General features: G+C 63.0%; 14 protein-coding genes and 1 pseudogene. 8 read left to right on the forward strand and 7 right to left on the reverse strand.

Annotated features, from left to right (window positions below):
• Positions 1-23 precede the first annotated feature (23 nt).
• Together ATN37_RS17455 and ATN37_RS17460 are read left to right on the forward strand one after the other, a co-directional pair.
• Complete coding sequence (locus ATN37_RS17455; protein WP_054826655.1) at positions 24-1,199, forward strand: exonuclease SbcCD subunit D; 1,176 nt, start codon at positions 24-26, stop codon at positions 1,197-1,199.
• A complete protein-coding gene (locus ATN37_RS17460) occupies positions 1,196-4,174 on the forward strand; it encodes an AAA family ATPase (protein ID WP_218695450.1) in 2,979 nt (992 codons plus the stop codon). Before ATN37_RS17455 ends, ATN37_RS17460 begins: the two co-directional genes overlap by 4 nt.
• Here the strand turns inward: ATN37_RS17460 and ATN37_RS17465 are convergent, their stop codons facing one another.
• Positions 4,175-5,368 carry an AI-2E family transporter gene (locus ATN37_RS17465; RefSeq protein ID WP_003945249.1) on the reverse strand — a complete coding sequence of 398 codons (1,194 nt, stop codon included), beginning with the start codon at positions 5,366-5,368 and terminating at the stop codon, positions 4,175-4,177. It abuts the gene before it with no gap.
• Between the two features lie 152 nt (positions 5,369-5,520).
• On the opposite strand from ATN37_RS17465, the gene ATN37_RS17470 reads away from it, so the two are divergent.
• Entirely contained in the window at positions 5,521-5,925 is a 405-nt protein-coding gene (locus ATN37_RS17470) for a hypothetical protein (protein WP_003945253.1), read from the forward strand.
• A 6-nt stretch (positions 5,926-5,931) separates the two neighbouring features.
• Here ATN37_RS17470 and ATN37_RS17475 read toward each other — a convergent pair whose 3' ends face one another.
• The 3 genes from ATN37_RS17475 to ATN37_RS17485 all read right to left on the reverse strand — a co-directional run bounded on the left by ATN37_RS17475 (position 5,932) and on the right by ATN37_RS17485 (position 10,116).
• On the reverse strand, positions 5,932-6,141 hold the full coding sequence (locus tag ATN37_RS17475; RefSeq protein ID WP_218695451.1) for a YbdD/YjiX family protein: 210 nt from the start codon (positions 6,139-6,141) through the stop codon (positions 5,932-5,934).
• Positions 6,142-6,143: 2 nt separating this feature from the next.
• Positions 6,144-8,426 carry a carbon starvation CstA family protein gene (locus ATN37_RS17480; RefSeq protein WP_007726338.1) on the reverse strand — a complete coding sequence of 761 codons (2,283 nt, stop codon included), beginning with the start codon at positions 8,424-8,426 and terminating at the stop codon, positions 6,144-6,146.
• A 112-nt stretch (positions 8,427-8,538) separates the two neighbouring features.
• A complete protein-coding gene (locus ATN37_RS17485; protein ID WP_037132028.1) occupies positions 8,539-10,116 on the reverse strand; it encodes an FMN-binding glutamate synthase family protein in 1,578 nt (525 codons plus the stop codon).
• An 89-nt stretch (positions 10,117-10,205) separates the two neighbouring features.
• On the opposite strand from ATN37_RS17485, the gene ATN37_RS17490 reads away from it, so the two are divergent.
• The 4 genes and pseudogenes from ATN37_RS17490 (at position 10,206) to ATN37_RS17500 (ending at position 13,491) form a co-directional block, all read left to right on the forward strand.
• Positions 10,206-10,709, forward strand: coding sequence for a CD225/dispanin family protein (locus ATN37_RS17490; RefSeq protein WP_218695452.1), 504 nt, complete (start codon positions 10,206-10,208; stop codon positions 10,707-10,709).
• 70 nt (positions 10,710-10,779) lie between these two features.
• Positions 10,780-11,859, forward strand: a complete 1,080-nt coding sequence (ychF, locus tag ATN37_RS17495; RefSeq protein WP_218695453.1) for a redox-regulated ATPase YchF — start codon at positions 10,780-10,782, stop codon at positions 11,857-11,859.
• Between the two features lie 93 nt (positions 11,860-11,952).
• A pseudogene (locus tag ATN37_RS32575) lies at positions 11,953-12,303 on the forward strand (recombinase family protein); the annotation flags it as partial.
• A gap of 72 nt (positions 12,304-12,375) precedes the next feature.
• Positions 12,376-13,491, forward strand: a complete 1,116-nt coding sequence (locus ATN37_RS17500; protein WP_256933375.1) for a recombinase family protein — start codon at positions 12,376-12,378, stop codon at positions 13,489-13,491.
• Between the two features lie 154 nt (positions 13,492-13,645).
• On the opposite strand, the gene ATN37_RS17505 is transcribed toward ATN37_RS17500, so the two are convergent.
• From ATN37_RS17505 to ATN37_RS17515, 3 genes are all read right to left on the reverse strand, one after another.
• Positions 13,646-14,659 (reverse strand): adenine-specific methyltransferase EcoRI family protein, encoded by a 1,014-nt coding sequence (locus tag ATN37_RS17505; protein WP_218695454.1) that lies wholly within the window; start codon positions 14,657-14,659, stop codon positions 13,646-13,648.
• On the reverse strand, positions 14,643-15,509 hold the full coding sequence (locus ATN37_RS17510) for an EcoRI family type II restriction endonuclease (RefSeq protein ID WP_308125219.1): 867 nt from the start codon (positions 15,507-15,509) through the stop codon (positions 14,643-14,645). The genes ATN37_RS17505 and ATN37_RS17510 overlap by 17 nt, the downstream gene beginning before the upstream one ends.
• Before the next feature lie 157 nt (positions 15,510-15,666).
• Entirely contained in the window at positions 15,667-15,975 is a 309-nt protein-coding gene (locus ATN37_RS17515; RefSeq protein WP_218695455.1) for a hypothetical protein, read from the reverse strand.
• Between the two features lie 20 nt (positions 15,976-15,995).
• On the opposite strand from ATN37_RS17515, the gene ATN37_RS32580 reads away from it, so the two are divergent.
• Positions 15,996-16,724: a hypothetical protein gene (locus ATN37_RS32580; RefSeq protein ID WP_256933362.1), complete on the forward strand. Its 729-nt coding sequence runs from the start codon at positions 15,996-15,998 to the stop codon at positions 16,722-16,724.
• Positions 16,725-16,730: the final 6 nt, after the last annotated feature.

The raw sequence follows: 16,730 nt of genomic DNA on the forward strand, positions 1-16,730 counted from the left end.
TGGGCTGCTCTACCGTCGGATTCATGAAGATTCTGCACACCTCCGATTGGCATATAGGTCGCACCTTTCACGGCGTCGATCTGTTGGCCGATCAGGCGAGTGTGCTCGGTTCCATCGCAGATTCCGTCCGTGAACACGGCGTCGACGTCGTGGTCGTGCCGGGCGACATCTACGACCGCTCGATTCCCAGTTCCGACGCGGTCACCGTGTGCAATCGAGGCTTCGAGGCAATCCGGGCGGCGGGGGCGGTCATCGTCGCGACGTCCGGCAATCACGATTCCGCGGTGCGGCTCGGAGCCGGGGCATCCTTTGCCGCTGCCGGCGGCTTGCACTTGATCACTCGCGTCGGCCAGATCGGTACTCCGGTGATGCTGAGCGATCAGTTCGGGCCCGTCGCCTTTTACGGGATTCCGTACCTCGAGCCGGAGATCACGCGCGTCGAGTTGGACGTGCCCCGGGCTCGTACTCATTCCGACATCCTCGGAGCGGCCATGTCGCGTGTTCGGCGAGATCTCGCCGAACGAACGGCTGCCGACCCCGCGACTCGATCGGTATTGCTCGCCCATGCCTTCGTCGTGGGCGGTGAGGCCTCTGAATCGGAACGCTCCATCTCGGTCGGCGGAGTGGAGACCGTCGCAGTGGGCGAGTTCGACGGCGTCGACTACGTCGCCCTCGGACACCTGCATTCTCCGCAGATGCTCTCGGAGAGTGTGCGGTACTCGGGTTCACCGTTGCCGTATTCGTTCGGTGAACGCAGCCACCGTAAGGCGGCGCTGCTGATAGAACTCGACGCAGCCGGCCTGTCGTCGGTGCAGCGCCTGGATCTCCCGGTCATTCGGGGGCTGAGCCAGGTGACGGGAACTCTCGAGGAACTACTCGGTGAGTCGAAGTACACCGATTCCGAGCAGTGCTACCTCTCCGCATTGCTCACTGATCCGGTTCGTCCCGTCGATGCCATGAGGCAACTTCAGGCGCGTTTTCCCTTTGCCGTTCATCTCGAATGGCAAAGGCCGGAAGGGCAATCGGATCTCAAGTACCGTGACGCGGTACGGGGTCGATCCGACATGGAGATCGCCCGCGGCTTTGTCTCGGCAGTGCGTAGTGACCCGTCCGAGCGTGAGGTCACGCTGATGGCCGAAGCGCTCAGCGCTGCCGCGCGCGCCGAGGAGTCCACGGTAGAACTGAGTGAAACCGCGTGAGGCTGCACAAACTCGAAGTCAGCTCTTTCGGGCCCTTCGCCGACACGGTCGAAGTCGACTTCGACCGTTTGGGTGCAGACGGGCTGTTCCTTCTGCACGGCGACACCGGTGCAGGCAAGACCACGATCCTCGACGCGGTTGCGTTTGCCCTGTACGGGCGGGTGCCGGGTGCGCGCAACGAGGGCAAGCGATTGTTGTCCGATCACGCGCCCGCCGGTTCGGTGCCGCGCGTGGAACTCGAAGCGACCATCAGTGGTCGCAGAATCAAACTTGTTCGTAGTCCAGAGTATTCGCGTCCGAAGAAGCGCGGGACCGGTTCGATCACAGAGAATGCAAAGGCCACACTGACGTGGTTGGACGGCCGCGGCGAGAATCTTTCGCGCATCCCTGACATCGGTGACGAGATCAACCGCCTCATGGGCATGAGCGCTGATCAGTTCTTCCAGGTGGTGCTCTTGCCGCAGGGTGAGTTCGCCAAATTCCTGCGTGCCGAGAGTGACGAGCGAGGCAAACTGCTCGAGCGTCTGTTCGACACCAAGCGTTTTGTCTCCGTCGAGGCATGGTTCGACGCCAAGCGAAAGGCAAGTGCGACCGCGCTCGCGGCAAGGGAGCAATCCGTGCGGCTGCTGCTCGCGAAGGTCGAGACAGCTGCGGGACTCGAGGTAGGCGCCGAGGCACACCCACTGGAATGGTCGCGCAAACTCCTCGCCGAGGCTCAGGACACCCGCGATACAAGTCTTGCGGAGCTGGTGACCGCGAAAGATGCAGCAGCCGAGGCTAATCGGGTTCTGTCGGCGGCGCAGCGAACCGCAGATCTGGTCGCTCGCCGTAATCGTGCGACCACTGAACTCGCAGCATTCGATACGGGCGCCGCCCAAAGAGCTGTGATCGGCGCTGAACTCGAGACCGCCAAGCGCGCACTGCCGGTGGCCGCTGTCGCCGGCGATGTGGACGCTGCCGGCTTGCACCTCGCTGCCGCACTCGAATCGATGACCGCAGCGATGTCGACCTACTCCGCACTCGACGGTCCGGAGATTTTTGTGCCGGAGGTGTGGCCACCCACCGACGACGAGCGTCAACGCGTCGTAGCTCGGATCCGGACCTGGCGTGACGAGATCGTTCGCCTGGACGCAATGGCGGAGGATGCTCGCAGAGCCGATGCGGCAGAAGCCGAGATCGAGAAACTCGGAGTTCGGCGAGACGCTCTGTCCGAGCGCATGGATGCCATCGCGGTTGAACGCACTCAACTGCCAGAAAAGGTGCGCTCGGCCGGCCAACGACTGGAGGATGCGCAACGCGCGCACGCGGCTCTGCCCGGCCTCGAAGCTGCACTGGCCAAAGCATCGGATGCTGCGGCAGCGGGTCATGAATTCGTCTCTCTGCGTACGCAAGCCGAGAAGATTCGTGTGCAGGTGTTGGATGCGCGCGACGCCCATCAGAGTGCTCGCGGGCGCTGGCTCGACCTCGTGCAGAAGCGTATCGAGGGCATGGCGGCGGAGTTGGCGAGTTCACTCGCGCCCGGTGACCCATGCCAGGTGTGTGGTTCGCGTGAACACCCTGCGCCGGCGCAGTCTGATGTCGTCACGGTCACCGAGCCCGATCTGGAAGCCGCGTCCGCAGCCGAGCGTGCGGCCGAGAAAGCCCTGAGCAAGGTAGTCGACCACCAGGTAGCCGTCGACCGTGACATCGACCGGGTGATCGCCCGCGGCGGGGATGGAGACGTCGCAGAACTCGACAGGCTCCGCGCCGCGGCTCGGAACGCCGTTGACGAGGCGACCCACTCTGCCGGTCAGGTTGGAGGGTTGGCCGACAAGCTCGGGCATCTCAACGAGCGTGACGGCGAGCTGCAACAGGAATCCGCTTCTCTGACGGCCGAATTGGCGGCACTGACCGAGCGTACGACGACTCTGTCGGCCACGGTCGAGCAGATTCGAGCGGCGATCGTCGCTGCGGTGGGAGAAGATTCGACCATCGCTGCTCGGCGCTCGTGGTTCGAAAGGCTTGCCTCCGCTGCCTCGGCGGCGTCTGAGATGCGTGACGACGCCGTTCGTGCGCAGGCGCGATCGGCGGAACTGTCGACCAAACTGGCCGCTGCCGCGGCCGCTGCTGGATTCGATTCGGTCGAGGCTGCGATCGAAGGGGTGAGATCGCCGGCCCGAATCGCGGCGATCGAAACGGAACTCGCCAAAGCACGCGACCTCGAGGTGGCCGCTCGGACGGTCCTCGACGACCCCGAGATCGTTGCGGTGAGCGAAGTCGAGACAGTCGACGTCGACGGTCCTCGCGAGCGTGCTCTTCAGTGCGCCGAGGTGGTGAACTCGGCTGTTGCATCTGCTTCCCTGGCCGAGAACCGTGTGTCGGATCTCGAACGGTTCAGCGGACAACTCGAGAAGGCATACGAAGCGGTTGCACCTGAGCGGGAACTGCACGACGAACTCGCGGCGCTTGCCGACGTGATCGCCGGCAAAGGTCAGAACAGTCGCAAGATGTCGCTGCGAGCGTATGTGCTCGCGTCGCGGTTGGAAGAGATCGCCGTGTCGGCATCGGTTCGGCTGCAGCGGATGTCCGGGGGCAGATACGAGTTCGTGCACAGTGACGAGGCAGGTTCTCGGGGTCGCCGCGGCGGTCTGGGACTCGACATCCGGGACGACTTCACGGGTGTCGTTCGCTCGGCGAAGACGCTCTCGGGCGGTGAATCATTCTTGGCGTCATTGTCTTTGGCCCTCGGACTTGCCGATGTGGTTGCGGCGGAGTCCGGCGGAATCGTTCTCGACACGATGTTCATCGACGAAGGATTCGGCACTCTCGACGCCGACACCCTCGACTCGGTGATGGCTGTGTTGGACGAGCTTCGCGACGGTGGACGAGTGGTGGGCATCGTCAGTCACGTGGACGAGATGAGGCAGCGAATCCCGAGTCGCCTGCACGTCATTCGCGGACGTGCAGGCTCCTCGGTGAAGGTGATCGCGGGCTGATCAGGCCTTTTTGTTCTCTACCTCTGACTCGGCGTCGTCGTCTTGATCCTCGAGGATGTCCGACGCATCGCCGGCGGGCATCGGTTCGTTGTCGCTTGCGCGTTCGTCGATCTGCTCGCCGATGTACCGGATGACAACTGCTGCCACAGCGGCGACGGGCACTGCGAGGAAGGCGCCGACGATGCCGTACAGCGAGCTACCGGCGGCCACGGCAAGCAGCACGATGACGGCGTGGAGTTTCATCGACTTGCTCTGCAGCACAGGCTGAAGGACGTTTCCTTCGATCTGCTGAACGGCCAGGATGATGATCAACACGATGATGGCGGTGGTGAGACCGTTGGCCACCAGCGCAACCAACACGGCCAGGGCGCCGGCGACAAAGGCACCGACGATCGGGATGAAGCCACCGATGAACGTGAGAATTGCCAGCACCGGTGCCAGCGGGACCCCGAGTATCAGCAGTCCGGCGCCGATGAAGACCGCGTCGATCAGACTCACCAGTGCTTGTGTCCTGATGAATCCGCCGAGCGTGTCCCACATGCGGGTGAGGACCTCTTCGAGATGCCGACCGGCGCGGCCGCCGCCGACAGCGTGGAGCCAGGGGATGAACCTCGGTCCGTCCTTGATGAAGAAGAAAGCGAGAATCAGGACCAAACCGAGCGTGACCAACAACGAGCTCGCTGTGCTCACGCCGCTGAAAACGCCTGAAGCGATGGCGGTTCCACTTTCCTGCACCTTGGTGATGACGGCATGGACGGCGTTGTCGATCTGGTCGTCCTTCAGGTTCAGCGGCGGACCCTGGAGCCAGTCCTGAACCTGGTTGATGCCCTCGGTGGTCTTGTTCGCGAGCTCGGGGGCCTGGCTGACCACTGACGGAACGATGCCGGCGATCACACCGGCGAGGATTCCGATCGAGAGCACCAGGGTGATGCCGGCTGCCGCGGCCGGTGGCATACCGCGCTTGATCATGCCGCGGGTCGGCGGCCACATGACTGTCGCAACAACGATAGCCAGAGCCACCGGCAGGATGATGACCCAGAGCTTTTCGATCAGCCAGCCGAAAATCCAGGCGCCCAGCGAAATCGACGCCAACACCAACGACCATTTTGCGAGCCACATACCCCCTTGCCCGATGATCTCGCCGCGGTCGCGCTTGCGCACCCCTGCGGACGTCCCCTTGTCTTGCTCGCTCACTGATCGTCCTTTCCGTCGGCGCAGGGATCTCCTCGCCGATGTGCGAATCCGGTGATCTAGCTGAGCTGATCGTAACGACTGCATGCGATAACTCGTGTGTTGCGCTGCAATACTGTGTTTTGAAGCATGCTGATCGGACTAACATTTCCGTCATGAGAATCGCAGCAGCAGTCGGGGCAGCAGCAATCGTCGTTCTCGGGCTCACCGCGTGTAGCACCGAGGATCAGGACAACGCGCAGAACAAGATCAGCGAGGCAGTCACGAGCGGGCAACAGGCGCTCGAGACGGCGAAACAGTCAGCGGGCAACGCCATCGATCAGGGCAAGACGGCGCTGTTCGTCGCCACGTTCCGTGGGGCTTACGCACCGTTGGCGGAGAACCGCGACGACGCAGACATCGAGGAGATCTTGACGACCACGTGTACCGAGGTCGCCAACGGCACGGACGAGGCGGAGGTCAAGACCAAGATCACCGACCTGGCCGAGAACAACGGCAACAAGCCCACCGACGAGCAGGCCGGCCACATTTACGAACTCGCGAAGGCCACCTGCCCCTGACCGGATTCAGCAGCAGCGGGCGCCTGGGTTGGCGTCGGCTGCTGCGTGACGGCGGCGCCAGAACTCTCGTTCGCTGATCACCGGTGAGTCGGCGTGCTGGCGTCGGGTGTGCTCGACGTAGCGCTGATAGTCGAGATCACCCATCACCGAGCGAACCCACCACAGCGTTCCGCGGAACGCTGTGGTGAGTTTTGCCGTCATGGTCGCCGTCGTCATGGTCAGTGCCCACCTCCGTGTGCGGCGCCGGGCGCCCGGACTTTCCCGGCTTTGATCAGCTCGTCCCATTCTTTCTGGATTTCCTTCTCCGCGGGCGTCGGAATGAAGCTGGCGGGTCCGAAGATTTTCGACGGTTCTTCCGGGGACTCGGTGGTCGGCAGCCCGCCCGCTCGGATTGCCTTGGCACATACGATGATCCCGGCGATGACCACGACGATCACCAGTGACGCGAAGATGATCGACAACGTGCCCTGGATGAAGGTGTTGCGAATGACGGCATCGATGGCCTCCGGAGTCTTCGCGGAACCGTGCGCCGTCTCGCCGGCAGCCTTCGCGTCCTTGAACACGTTGTGCTGAGCCCAGTACCCGATCGCGGGGTTGTCGGAGAAGATCTTCTGGTACGACGCGGTCATGGTTACGACCAGGTCCCACACCAGCGGCACGCCGGGAATCCAGGCCCATTTGAACAGGCCCTTCTTCATGACGATCGTCATGACCACCGTCAGTGCGATCGCGGCGAGTAGCTGGTTGGCGATGCCGAAGAGCGGGAAGAGTGTGTTGATTCCGCCCAGCGGATCGGTGACACCCATGAGCAGAATCGCGCCCCAGGCAGCGACGACGATCAGCGAGCACAGCCACGCGCCGATGCGCCACGACGGGTCCTTGAACTTCTTTGCCGGACCGCCGAAGTTGCCGAGCGAGTCGGAGAGCATGAATCGAGCGACGCGGGTGCCGGCATCGATCGTGGTGAGGATGAAGAGCGCCTCGAACATGATCGCGAAGTGGTACCAGAACGATTTCAGCGAGTCGCCGCCGAAGACGTCGCTGAGCACTTCGGACATTCCGAACGCGAGCGTCGGGGCGCCGCCGGTTCGCGAGATGATCGATTCTTCGCCGACGGCCTCGGCTGCCTGAGTCAGCACGTCCGGTGTGATGGGGGCAGTGCCGAGGGGCAGATTGTTGACGTATTCGGCTGCGGTTTCCGGTGTTCCACCGGTCAGTGCCGCGGGAGCGTTGAGTGCGAAGTACAGGTGCTGATCGAGGATGCAGGCGGTGACCAGAGCCATGATCGCGACAAACGATTCGGTCAGCATGCCGCCGTACCCGATCATCTTGGTCTGGCTTTCCTTCTCGAGCAGCTTTGGCGTCGTACCGGACGCGATCAGTGCGTGGAAGCCCGAGAGTGCGCCACAGGCAATGGTGATGAACAGGAACGGGAACAGTGAACCGGCAAAGGCCGGGCCTTCGCCGTTGGAGGCGAACGGCGTCACTGCCGGCATGTTCAGAGCGGGTCGTGCGACCAGAATTCCGATGGCCAGCAGCGCGATGGTGCCGACCTTCATGAACGTCGACAAGTAGTCGCGCGGTGCCAGGAGCAGCCAGACTGGCAGCACCGATGCGGCGAATCCGTACGCGATCATCAGCCACGCGATGGTGACCTTCGAGAGTGTGAACCAGTCTGCGCCCCAACCGGTATCGGCAACCCATCCGCCGGAGACGATGGCAAGGAGAAGCAGGACGACGCCGATCAGGGAGACCTCGGAAACCTTGCCCGGCCGCAGATACCGCAGGTACACGCCCATGAACAGCGCGATGGGGATGGTCATCGCGATCGAGAACACTCCCCACGGGGACTCGGCGAGCGCATTGACGACCACAAGTCCGAGCACCGCGATGAGGATGATCATGATGACGAACACGCCGATCAGTGCGGCGACGCCGCCGACAAGGCCGAGTTCTTCGCGGGCCATCTGACCGAGGCTGCGCCCGCGGCGCTTCGACGAGATCCACAGGACCATGAAGTCCTGCACCGCCCCGGCGAACACGACGCCGACGATGATCCAGATAGTTCCCGGAAGATATCCCATCTGCGCGGCCAACACGGGTCCGACCAGGGGACCGGCACCGGCGATTGCCGCGAAGTGGTGACCGAACAGCACCCGACGGTCGGTCGGCATGTAGTCGGCGCCGTTCTCCATGATCTCGGCGGGAGTTGCGACGTCGTCGCGGGGCTTGACGATCTTGCGTTCGATCAACCGCGCATAGAAGCGGTAGGCGATCAGATAGGTACAGATTGCGGCCAACACGAACCACACAGCGCTGATGTGTTCACCGCGGACGATCGCAATCATGTACCAGGCGCCCGCGCCGACCAGTCCGAGAACAAGGAAGACGACGCGCGCAGTCGTGGAGATGGGTGTTTTGTCGATGACGCCGACAGGTGGCAGGTCAGGATCGGTTTTCAGGTACTCGACATTTGGTTCCGGCGCAGTCGTCAAGCTCATCGTCGAACTCCGTCCACTAGTGCACGTGTGGCCGCCGTCACAGCGGGCCATCTGTCACTGTAGGACCAGAAGGGTGAATCCGCGCGATCTGAAACGCGGGAGTCGACCGACGTCAGAATCGGTGAGCGTCGGCGTCGATCCAATCGGTGAGCCAGCTCTGCGGCGGGGAGTCGAGCAGTTCGCCCGGCATCAGCCAGTCGAACAGGTCGGCATAGGTGCGAGTGGTGAGACCGTCGACGCGGCGGTTGAGCATTCCCGGTTGCAGTTGGTCGAAGGAATCGATGCCCATCGACGCGATCATCTGTTGCGCGCTGGCGACGGTTGCCTTCTGGAATCGGTAGACGCGCTCGCTCTTGTCGGGGATGTCGAGTGCGCGGGTGCGTGCCGGATCCTGAGTGGCAACGCCGACCGGGCAGCGGTTGGTGTGGCACATCTGGGCCTGAATACAGCCCACTGCGAACATCATTGCGCGGGCCGCCATCGTGAAGTCTGCGCCCTGGATGATGCGTTTGACGATGTCGGAACCGCTCGCCACCTTTCCGGAAGCGCCGACTTTCACGAGAGGGCGCAAACCAGTTCCCACCAGAGCGTTGTGCACCAGCATCAGGCCCTCGGTCAACGGCATGCCCATGTGGTCCTCGAACTCCACCGGACCTGCGCCGGTGCCGCCTTCGGAACCGTCCACGATGATGAAGTCGGGCGTGATGCCGCGTTCGATCATCGCCTTGCAGATTCCGAGGAATTCACGACGCGAGCCGACACACAGTTTCATCCCGACCGGCTTGCCTCCCGAAAGTTTTCGCAGGGTCGCGATGAAATCGACCAGTTCGACCGGGGTGCTGAACGCGGTGTGCGCGGGTGGCGAAATCACAGTCTGGCCGACGGGTACCCCGCGGGTTTCGGCGATTTCGGGGGAGACCTTGACTCCGGGAAGCACGCCACCCAACCCGGGTTTCGCACCTTGCGAGAGCTTGATCGAAATGGCCTTCACCTGGTCGGAGCCTGCGCGCTCGGCAAAACGGTCAGGATCGAATCGGCCGTCCTCGGTCCGGCATCCGAAGTATCCCGAAGCGATTTCCCAGATCAGATCGCCGCCGTGCTTGCGGTGATACGGACTGATCGCGCCTTCACCGGTGTCGTGAGCGAAACCGCCTTTGGCGGCGCCGGCGTTGAGGGCCTCGATTGCGTTGGCGGACAACGACCCGAAGCTCATCGCGGAGACGTTCAGGAGAGCGATGTCGTACGGCTTCGTGCAATCGCGTCCGCCGAGGCGAACTCGGGGAACGGTGTCGGGGGCGGTCCGTGCGCGAATCGAATGCGTCATGAACTCGTAGCCGATCGCATTGACGTCGCGCTCGGTCCCGAAGGGCTCTTCCGCCAGTGTTCCCTTTGCCCGCTCGTAAACCAGATCTCGCGTTTCGCGATCGAATGGCATTCCATCGGTGGATGATTCGACGAAGTACTGCTGGATCTCCGGTCGAATCTTCTCGAGGAGGAATCGCGCGTGCCCCAGGACCGGATAGTTACGGAGGATGCTGTGGGACTTCTGAGTGAGGTCGTAGGTGCCCATCGCCGCCAGCGCGAGTGTGACGACAGCGATCACCCACCATCCGGGCGAGGCGACAATTGCGAGCGCGGCGGTGCCGAGACCCACTATCCATATCAAGAGCACGATCAGCATCCGAGTCACCTCGAGAGCGTAGGCGCTCACTGTGACACGGCAGCGGTAAGTCTCCACTAGGTTCTGCGATAGAGAACCGAATCCGACTCTTTGGGGGAATGATGACCGAACCGCAATATCCGACCGACCCGCAGGATCCGAAGGAGCAGCAGTATCCGGCAGGCCAGCAGTATTCAGCCGGTCAGCAATATTCAGCAGGCCAGGAATATCCGACGGGCCAGCAGTACCCGACCGACCCGCAGTACTCAGCCGGACAGCAGTATCCGACCGGTCAGCAGTACAGCGCAGCCCAGCAGTACAGCGCTGCTCCCACGTACGCGGCGCCGCAGTACGGTCCGCCGAAGTCCAACGCGGGATGGGCCGTCGCGTCGATCATCTTCTTCTGGCCTATCGCGTTCGCCGCGTTCAACCATCTCCACGACATCTACCCGAAGTGGGCGATGGGCGATCACCAGGGCGCGCAGTACGCGTCCGAGCGGGTGAAGAAGCTCGGGCAGATTTCGCTCCTCATAGCCGTCACCTGCTGGGTGTTGTTCATCGCGTTCTACGTCATCTTCCTGGTTGCGATCGTGTCATCCGTCGATTCGTATACCTACAACTGATCACCTGCCGCGACGTGACGGTGGGGCGAGTACCCGTCACGTCGCCGCGAGGCCGTAGAATCCACAGACCGTGAGCCTTACCCTCGGAATCGTCGGACTGCCCAACGTCGGCAAGTCCACCCTTTTCAATGCACTGACCAACAACGACGTGTTGGCAGCGAACTACCCGTTCGCGACCATCGAACCCAACGTCGGCCTGGTCGAGCTGCCCGATCCGCGGCTGCAGAAGCTCGCCGAGATCTTCGGCTCCGAGCGCATCCTCCCCGCGACCGTGTCGTTCGTCGACATCGCCGGAATCGTCAAGGGTGCATCCGAGGGCGCCGGCCTGGGTAACAAGTTCCTGGCCAACATCCGTGAAGCGGACGCCATCTGCCAGGTAGTTCGCGTCTTCGCCGACGACGACGTCATCCACGTCGACGGCAAGGTCGACCCGGCCTCGGACATCGAGGTCATCGAGACCGAGTTGGTGATCGCCGACATGCAGACTCTCGAGAAGGCTCTCCCGCGTCTGGACAAGGAAGCTCGTAAGAACAAGGAGCTCAAGCCGGCCCACGACGAGGCACTCAAGGCTCAGGCCTTCCTCAACGAGGGCACGACGCTCTTCAGTGTCAAGGACAAGCTCGACTTCTCGCTGCTGCGTGAACTGAGCCTGCTCACCACCAAGCCCTTCCTGTACGTCTTCAACGCCGACGAGTCTGTGCTCACCGACGAGGCGAAGATCGCGGACCTGCGCGCTTCCGTCGCTCCGGCCGACGCCGTGTTCCTCGACGCGAAGGTCGAGCAGGAACTCCTCGAGCTGGACCAGGAAGACCGCCAGGAAATGCTCGACTCGATCGGTCAGACCGAGCCGGGCCTGCACGCTCTCGCGCGCACCGGCTTCCACACCCTCGGACTGCAGACCTACCTGACGGCTGGTCCGAAGGAAGCTCGCGCCTGGACCATCCACAAGGGTGACACCGCTCCCCAGGCTGCCGGCGTCATTCACACCGACTTCGAGCGCGGCTTCATCAAGGCTGAAATCGTGTCCTTCGACGATCTCGTCGAGGCGGGTTCCATGGCCGCAGCCAAGGCTGCCGGCAAGGTCCGCATGGAGGGCAAGGAATACGTCATGGCCGACGGCGATGTGGTGGAGTTCCGCTTCAACGTCTAAATCCGGCTTCTGGTCTCTATGGCCGTTACCAGCGCGAACGCCGGAAATACTACCTGAGCGGCGATCTACCTCCGGGGCAGCCAGGACCGGGAGGTGGACGGGCTCGCGCTCAGTCGCCAGCGTGAGGATTGCGAAAACCTGGCCAAGTTCCGCCGGTGGGAGGTCGTCAAGGTCTACACCGAACAGTCGAAGTCGGCCACGGACAAGACCGCTGTCCGGCCCGAGTACGACGACATGATCGCCGACTACGAGTCCGGGGCGTTCGAGGCCATCATCTGTTGGGTCCTCGACCGACTCACCCGCCAGCCCCGACAGCTCTAAGACTGGATCGACCGAGCGGAGGAACGCGACCTGGCCCTGGTGACCGCGAACGGTGTCGCGGACCTGAGCACCGACGGCGGCCGCATGTACGCCCGGATCAAGGCAGCTGTGGCCAGAGCCGAGATGGAGCGGAAGTCGGCCAGGCAGAAGGCAGCCCACCAACAGCGCGCCCGGCAGGGGAGAGCGCCGAAAGGCATGCGCCCGTTGGGGTATGACACCGCTGGCCACCAGATTGCAGCCGAGGCGAAGGTCGTCAACGCGATCTACCACGCCTTCAATGACGACAAGGGGACGTTGCGAGGCATTGCCCGGGCGCTGTCCGGGAAGCCCGACGAGCGCCACGCGGACGTTCCCCAGCTCCCGCGCCACAGCTGGACTCTCAACGAAGAGCGCAATGCGCGCAGGCGACGGGAGAACAAGAAGCTCCCGAAGGGGAAGCAGCAGCCACTGCGCAAGCCGCCGTGTGCGCCAGACGCGCCCTGGCCGGAGAGCAGCGTTTTGGAGATCCTGCGGAACCCCCGACATGGGGGATACGCCGTCTACACGCAGAAGAAGGACCGGCGGCAGGCCGTCGCCGAGAACGCAGAGAAGCAGGCCCGTCTCGACAACGGCATAGCCACCGACGAGGACAGGCAGCGCGGCCGGCGCCGGTCGTGGCGTGATCAGGTCGTCACCGATGACGACGGTCAGCCGATCATGGGGCAGTGGGAGCCGATCATCGACGTGGAGACCTGGCAAGCGGTGCAGGTCAAGCTCGACGACCACAGCCGGGTGACGAACAATGGCAGCACTCGCCGCACGCACACGGGATCAGGTCTGTATCTGTGCGGGGTCCGCGGGCTGCCAGTACGCGGATCGTCCCGCGGCTACCGATGCCGGACAGAGGGCCACGTCAACCGCACCGGCGCGCCCATCGACGAACACGTCATGGAGAAGATCGCCGATCGGCTGGCGGCCGCGCCAGAGGCCAGCGCCACGGTGCCCGCGAGCGATTCACCACAGCTGGCCACAGTCGTGGCCGACCTCGACGGACTGCACGCCCGCATTCAGCGGGCAGAGAAGGACTACGCCGCCGACCTCATCGAGGCCGCCGACCTGAAGCGGGTCCGAGACACTGCGCGCACGGAGATCGAGCGCCTTGAACGCGAACGGCTGGCACTCTCACGCAACGCCGCCACGGTGCCCCTGTTGGGGACGTCAGACCCGGCCGGACTGTTCAAGAGCGCGGACTTGGAAGGTCGCCGCCGGATCATCGACATCAATGCCGCCGTCACCCTGCTTCCAGTCCCTCAGGGCCGACGGGGGATTTGATCCGAGCACTGTGCAAATCGCTCGGAAGTAGCACGACAAGAGTCGTCTCGATCGCGGATCAGCGCGATCGAGCTATTGCCCAATTGGCTCGAACGCTGCCTCATCATGCTTGGCAAAGTAACAATTCATCGCTCCTCGACGACGGGCCCGATCGCTAGAACATCAACGTCTGACCGTCGGCAAGCGCAGCTTCTCCAGGAAGACGGGGCTCGGCTTCACGATCGATCTTTCGGCGCACGATGATGCGAAAGTACGGTGACTTTCCGTTCACCCTAAGGTCCTTGCCGTCGTCCCCCTTGCGAAAGCGGACGATCTCGAACTGGCGGGGATTGTGCTTGTGTAGGAACGTGATCGGAACACCGATGAGACCGTAGTAGTCCGCCGGGATGTCCTTGGTCTTGTTGACGTTGATCCCGTCGAGGTTGTCGTACGTCGGGTACTTGTCCTCGTTGCCCGCATAGGTCTCGACTAGCGGGATGTCTTCGTGTCGCTTCTTCAGATCCAACGTCGTGAGCCAGAGGCTGTTGTTCGTCGAGACGATCCGTTCTCCCCGCTCGTTGATCCGCGCCTCCGTGCCGTAGAGCTCGTAGTGCTCCGGGACGATGAAGCCTGAGACGGCTCGGCCAAGACCGACGCCCAGCCAGACTCTTCCGTCGTGGATGAGCTTGAAGATGTCCTTGTAGGTGATAGCGTTGACCGTGGCGACGATCAGGAAGTCCTTCTCATAGTTCGTCATGAACGAGACGAACTGGCGCAGAAGCGAATACGGCGGATTGGTAACCACCACGTCCGCCTGGCGCAAGTACTCGAGGCATTCGCTGCTGCGGAAGTCTCCGTCTCCCTCGAGTCGCTCGGCCTTCCCGGCCTCGAAGTCCTCGAGCGCCTGTTTCGAACCGTCATAGACCATGACCGAGCCGTGGGTCTCGGCTCCCAGGGCATAGCCGGTGGCGATGAGCTTAGCCAGCCCCAGGGACTCGAAGTTGTCGACGAAGAACTTGACGAAGTTGCTCACCTGCGGGTCATCGGTATTGCAGTAGACGACCTTGCCGTCGAAGTGGCCCTGATAGTGCGCCAGCTCGCTCTCGATGTCCACGTACTGCGTGTAGAACTCGTCGTTCTTGTTCTTCTTAGCCTTCTCAAGCAGAGACCTGTCAACGACCCTGGTCATTGGCCCTCCCCTCATCAGACTTGAGCACCATTTGGTTGAATAGATCGCTCGCCAGCACCTTGATTGAGGTGGTCGCGACCTCGATCATGATCGCCAACATGTCGGCGCCATCCCAGTCCCCGCCTTTGCCCTGGGTGAAGAGAGAGGCCGCCTGAAGCATGATCGCCTGTCCCTTACTGGTGACGACCCGATTCTCGCAAAGGTTGGTGTTGATGGGCATCGAGTAGTTGACGGCAGTCAAGCGGTCGATCCGGTTGAGGGTCCCCGAGTCGTAATGGAGCGTGACCTCCCGGCCGTCGGGCCTGACGACCGAGATCGTCTCGGTTAGGAAGTTCGACCCCTCTAGAAACAGGATGTAGGGGAAGTGCTGTTCACCGAGCATGAAGTTGGCGATTTCCCGGACGTTCTTGTGGGACCTCTCGATGGCGTTGCCCGCAGCCATGAGGTCTTGGTCCTTGTTCTTACCGACCAGAACCCCTTGGCTGATGTTCTCGATGTCCTTGCCCTGGTACTTGGCCTCTGTAACTAGGATGACTCTCCACTCTTTGTGGTCGTCGAGAACCTCGATCAGCCCACCGTCAGGCCGGATCTCCGCTTGCGGGAGGAAGAGCTCCTGACCCAGGTAGTCGTCGATCTTCTTGAGCTTGGCGTTGATCTCCGACTTGCGAATCGTCATACGGTGGCGGAACTGCAGACCTGGGAAGTCCTTCTCCAGCTTCTTGACCGCCAGACCAGCGATTTCGCCGACGTTCCCGTCGTGCTTTTTGGCGAGCTCGCCGAAAATGCCGTCTACGCCGCGACTAGCAAGATGCTGCGTTGTCAGTCGGTTGGTCTGGCCCCACTTCGCCACCTGTCCTCCGAACCCTTTGTCCCTGAAGGCACTACTCTAGCCGGAACCCTCTTGCGTGCTCGGCACCGAGTCCCGGATCTACCCGCCATCCGAATACCCGGCCTAACTCTCGTAGCAGGCGCCGACGAAGTGGTCACTAGACCCTGTCCCGACGCCGTCAGACGCGCACGACGCCGTACGCCCACACCAGCGAGCGCCACACTCCCCACAGAGCGGCGCCCACGGCGAAGACGAACAGGAGCGCCTTCGAGATCAGTTCCGGCTTGGAGCCGTCGGTGGTGACCAACTCCCAGGCATAGAAGACGCCACCAACGAGAACCGTCCAACTCATGAGCAGCGCGGCGCCCGGGACCAGCGTCAGCACGAACGCACCCAGCGCATCCCAGTACCGCTGTGCGGCCACCTTGTCGGCAGCGGCCACCAACTTCTCGACGCGGGCGGCCTTCGCCCGCTCTCTGGCGTCCATCGACTTTCTCGACCTCGGTGATGACGGCGTTGGCCACCACGCGGATTTCCTTCGCGGCAGCGGCCCGCACCCCATCGACAGCACCGGTGGCCTTCTCGGCAGCGTCGGCAGCTTTCCGGGCGTCGGCGGCCGCCTGCTTACTGGCCGAAGTAACGCCCTTCGTCTCGGCGCTGAGGACCTTCGTGGCTGAGCGCAGATCGTTCCCGCTGACGCTGTCGGCTAGCACGCTTAGCGTCTCCTCGATCTCGTCGAGCCTTTGCCGCACGGGCTCGATCTCGGATGCCGCGCTGGACGGCGGCGGACTGCTGGGCCGCTGCTGCTCCATCATCGTCAGCCGCCCGGACAGGCTCCGCGTGTCGCTGCTCTGCTTTTCGATGAGCTTGTTGATCGCCGCCGTCAACCCTGCGACGGGTTCCTCGACGCGGCTCTGGCGAGCCGTCAACTCGCGCAACAGATCCAAGTTCTCGGCGCTCGTCTGCGCGGACTGGTCCTCGGTCTTCATGTCGTTGAGCAACGGCATTGCTTCGCTCCTTCGTCCTGTTCTCGCTGTGGTACTTGAAGATCTCGTCAGCGCTCTTCGCGCTGAAGTCGGGGGAGAGCGCCTTGCCGGACTTCGACAGGAGCTTCCCGTTCTGGTGTCGCATTTTGTAGCGGTGTTCATCGCTCTTGGCCACGCTGAACTTCACGTCGTGCTCAGTCAGCACGGCCTTGTACGCCTCACGGTCGGTCGAGCGCGGATCACGCAATGAGGCAGC

The organism is Rhodococcus sp. MH15 (genome assembly GCF_019266045.1).
Taxonomy (GTDB): Bacteria; Actinomycetota; Actinomycetes; order Mycobacteriales; family Mycobacteriaceae; genus Rhodococcus_F; species Rhodococcus_F qingshengii.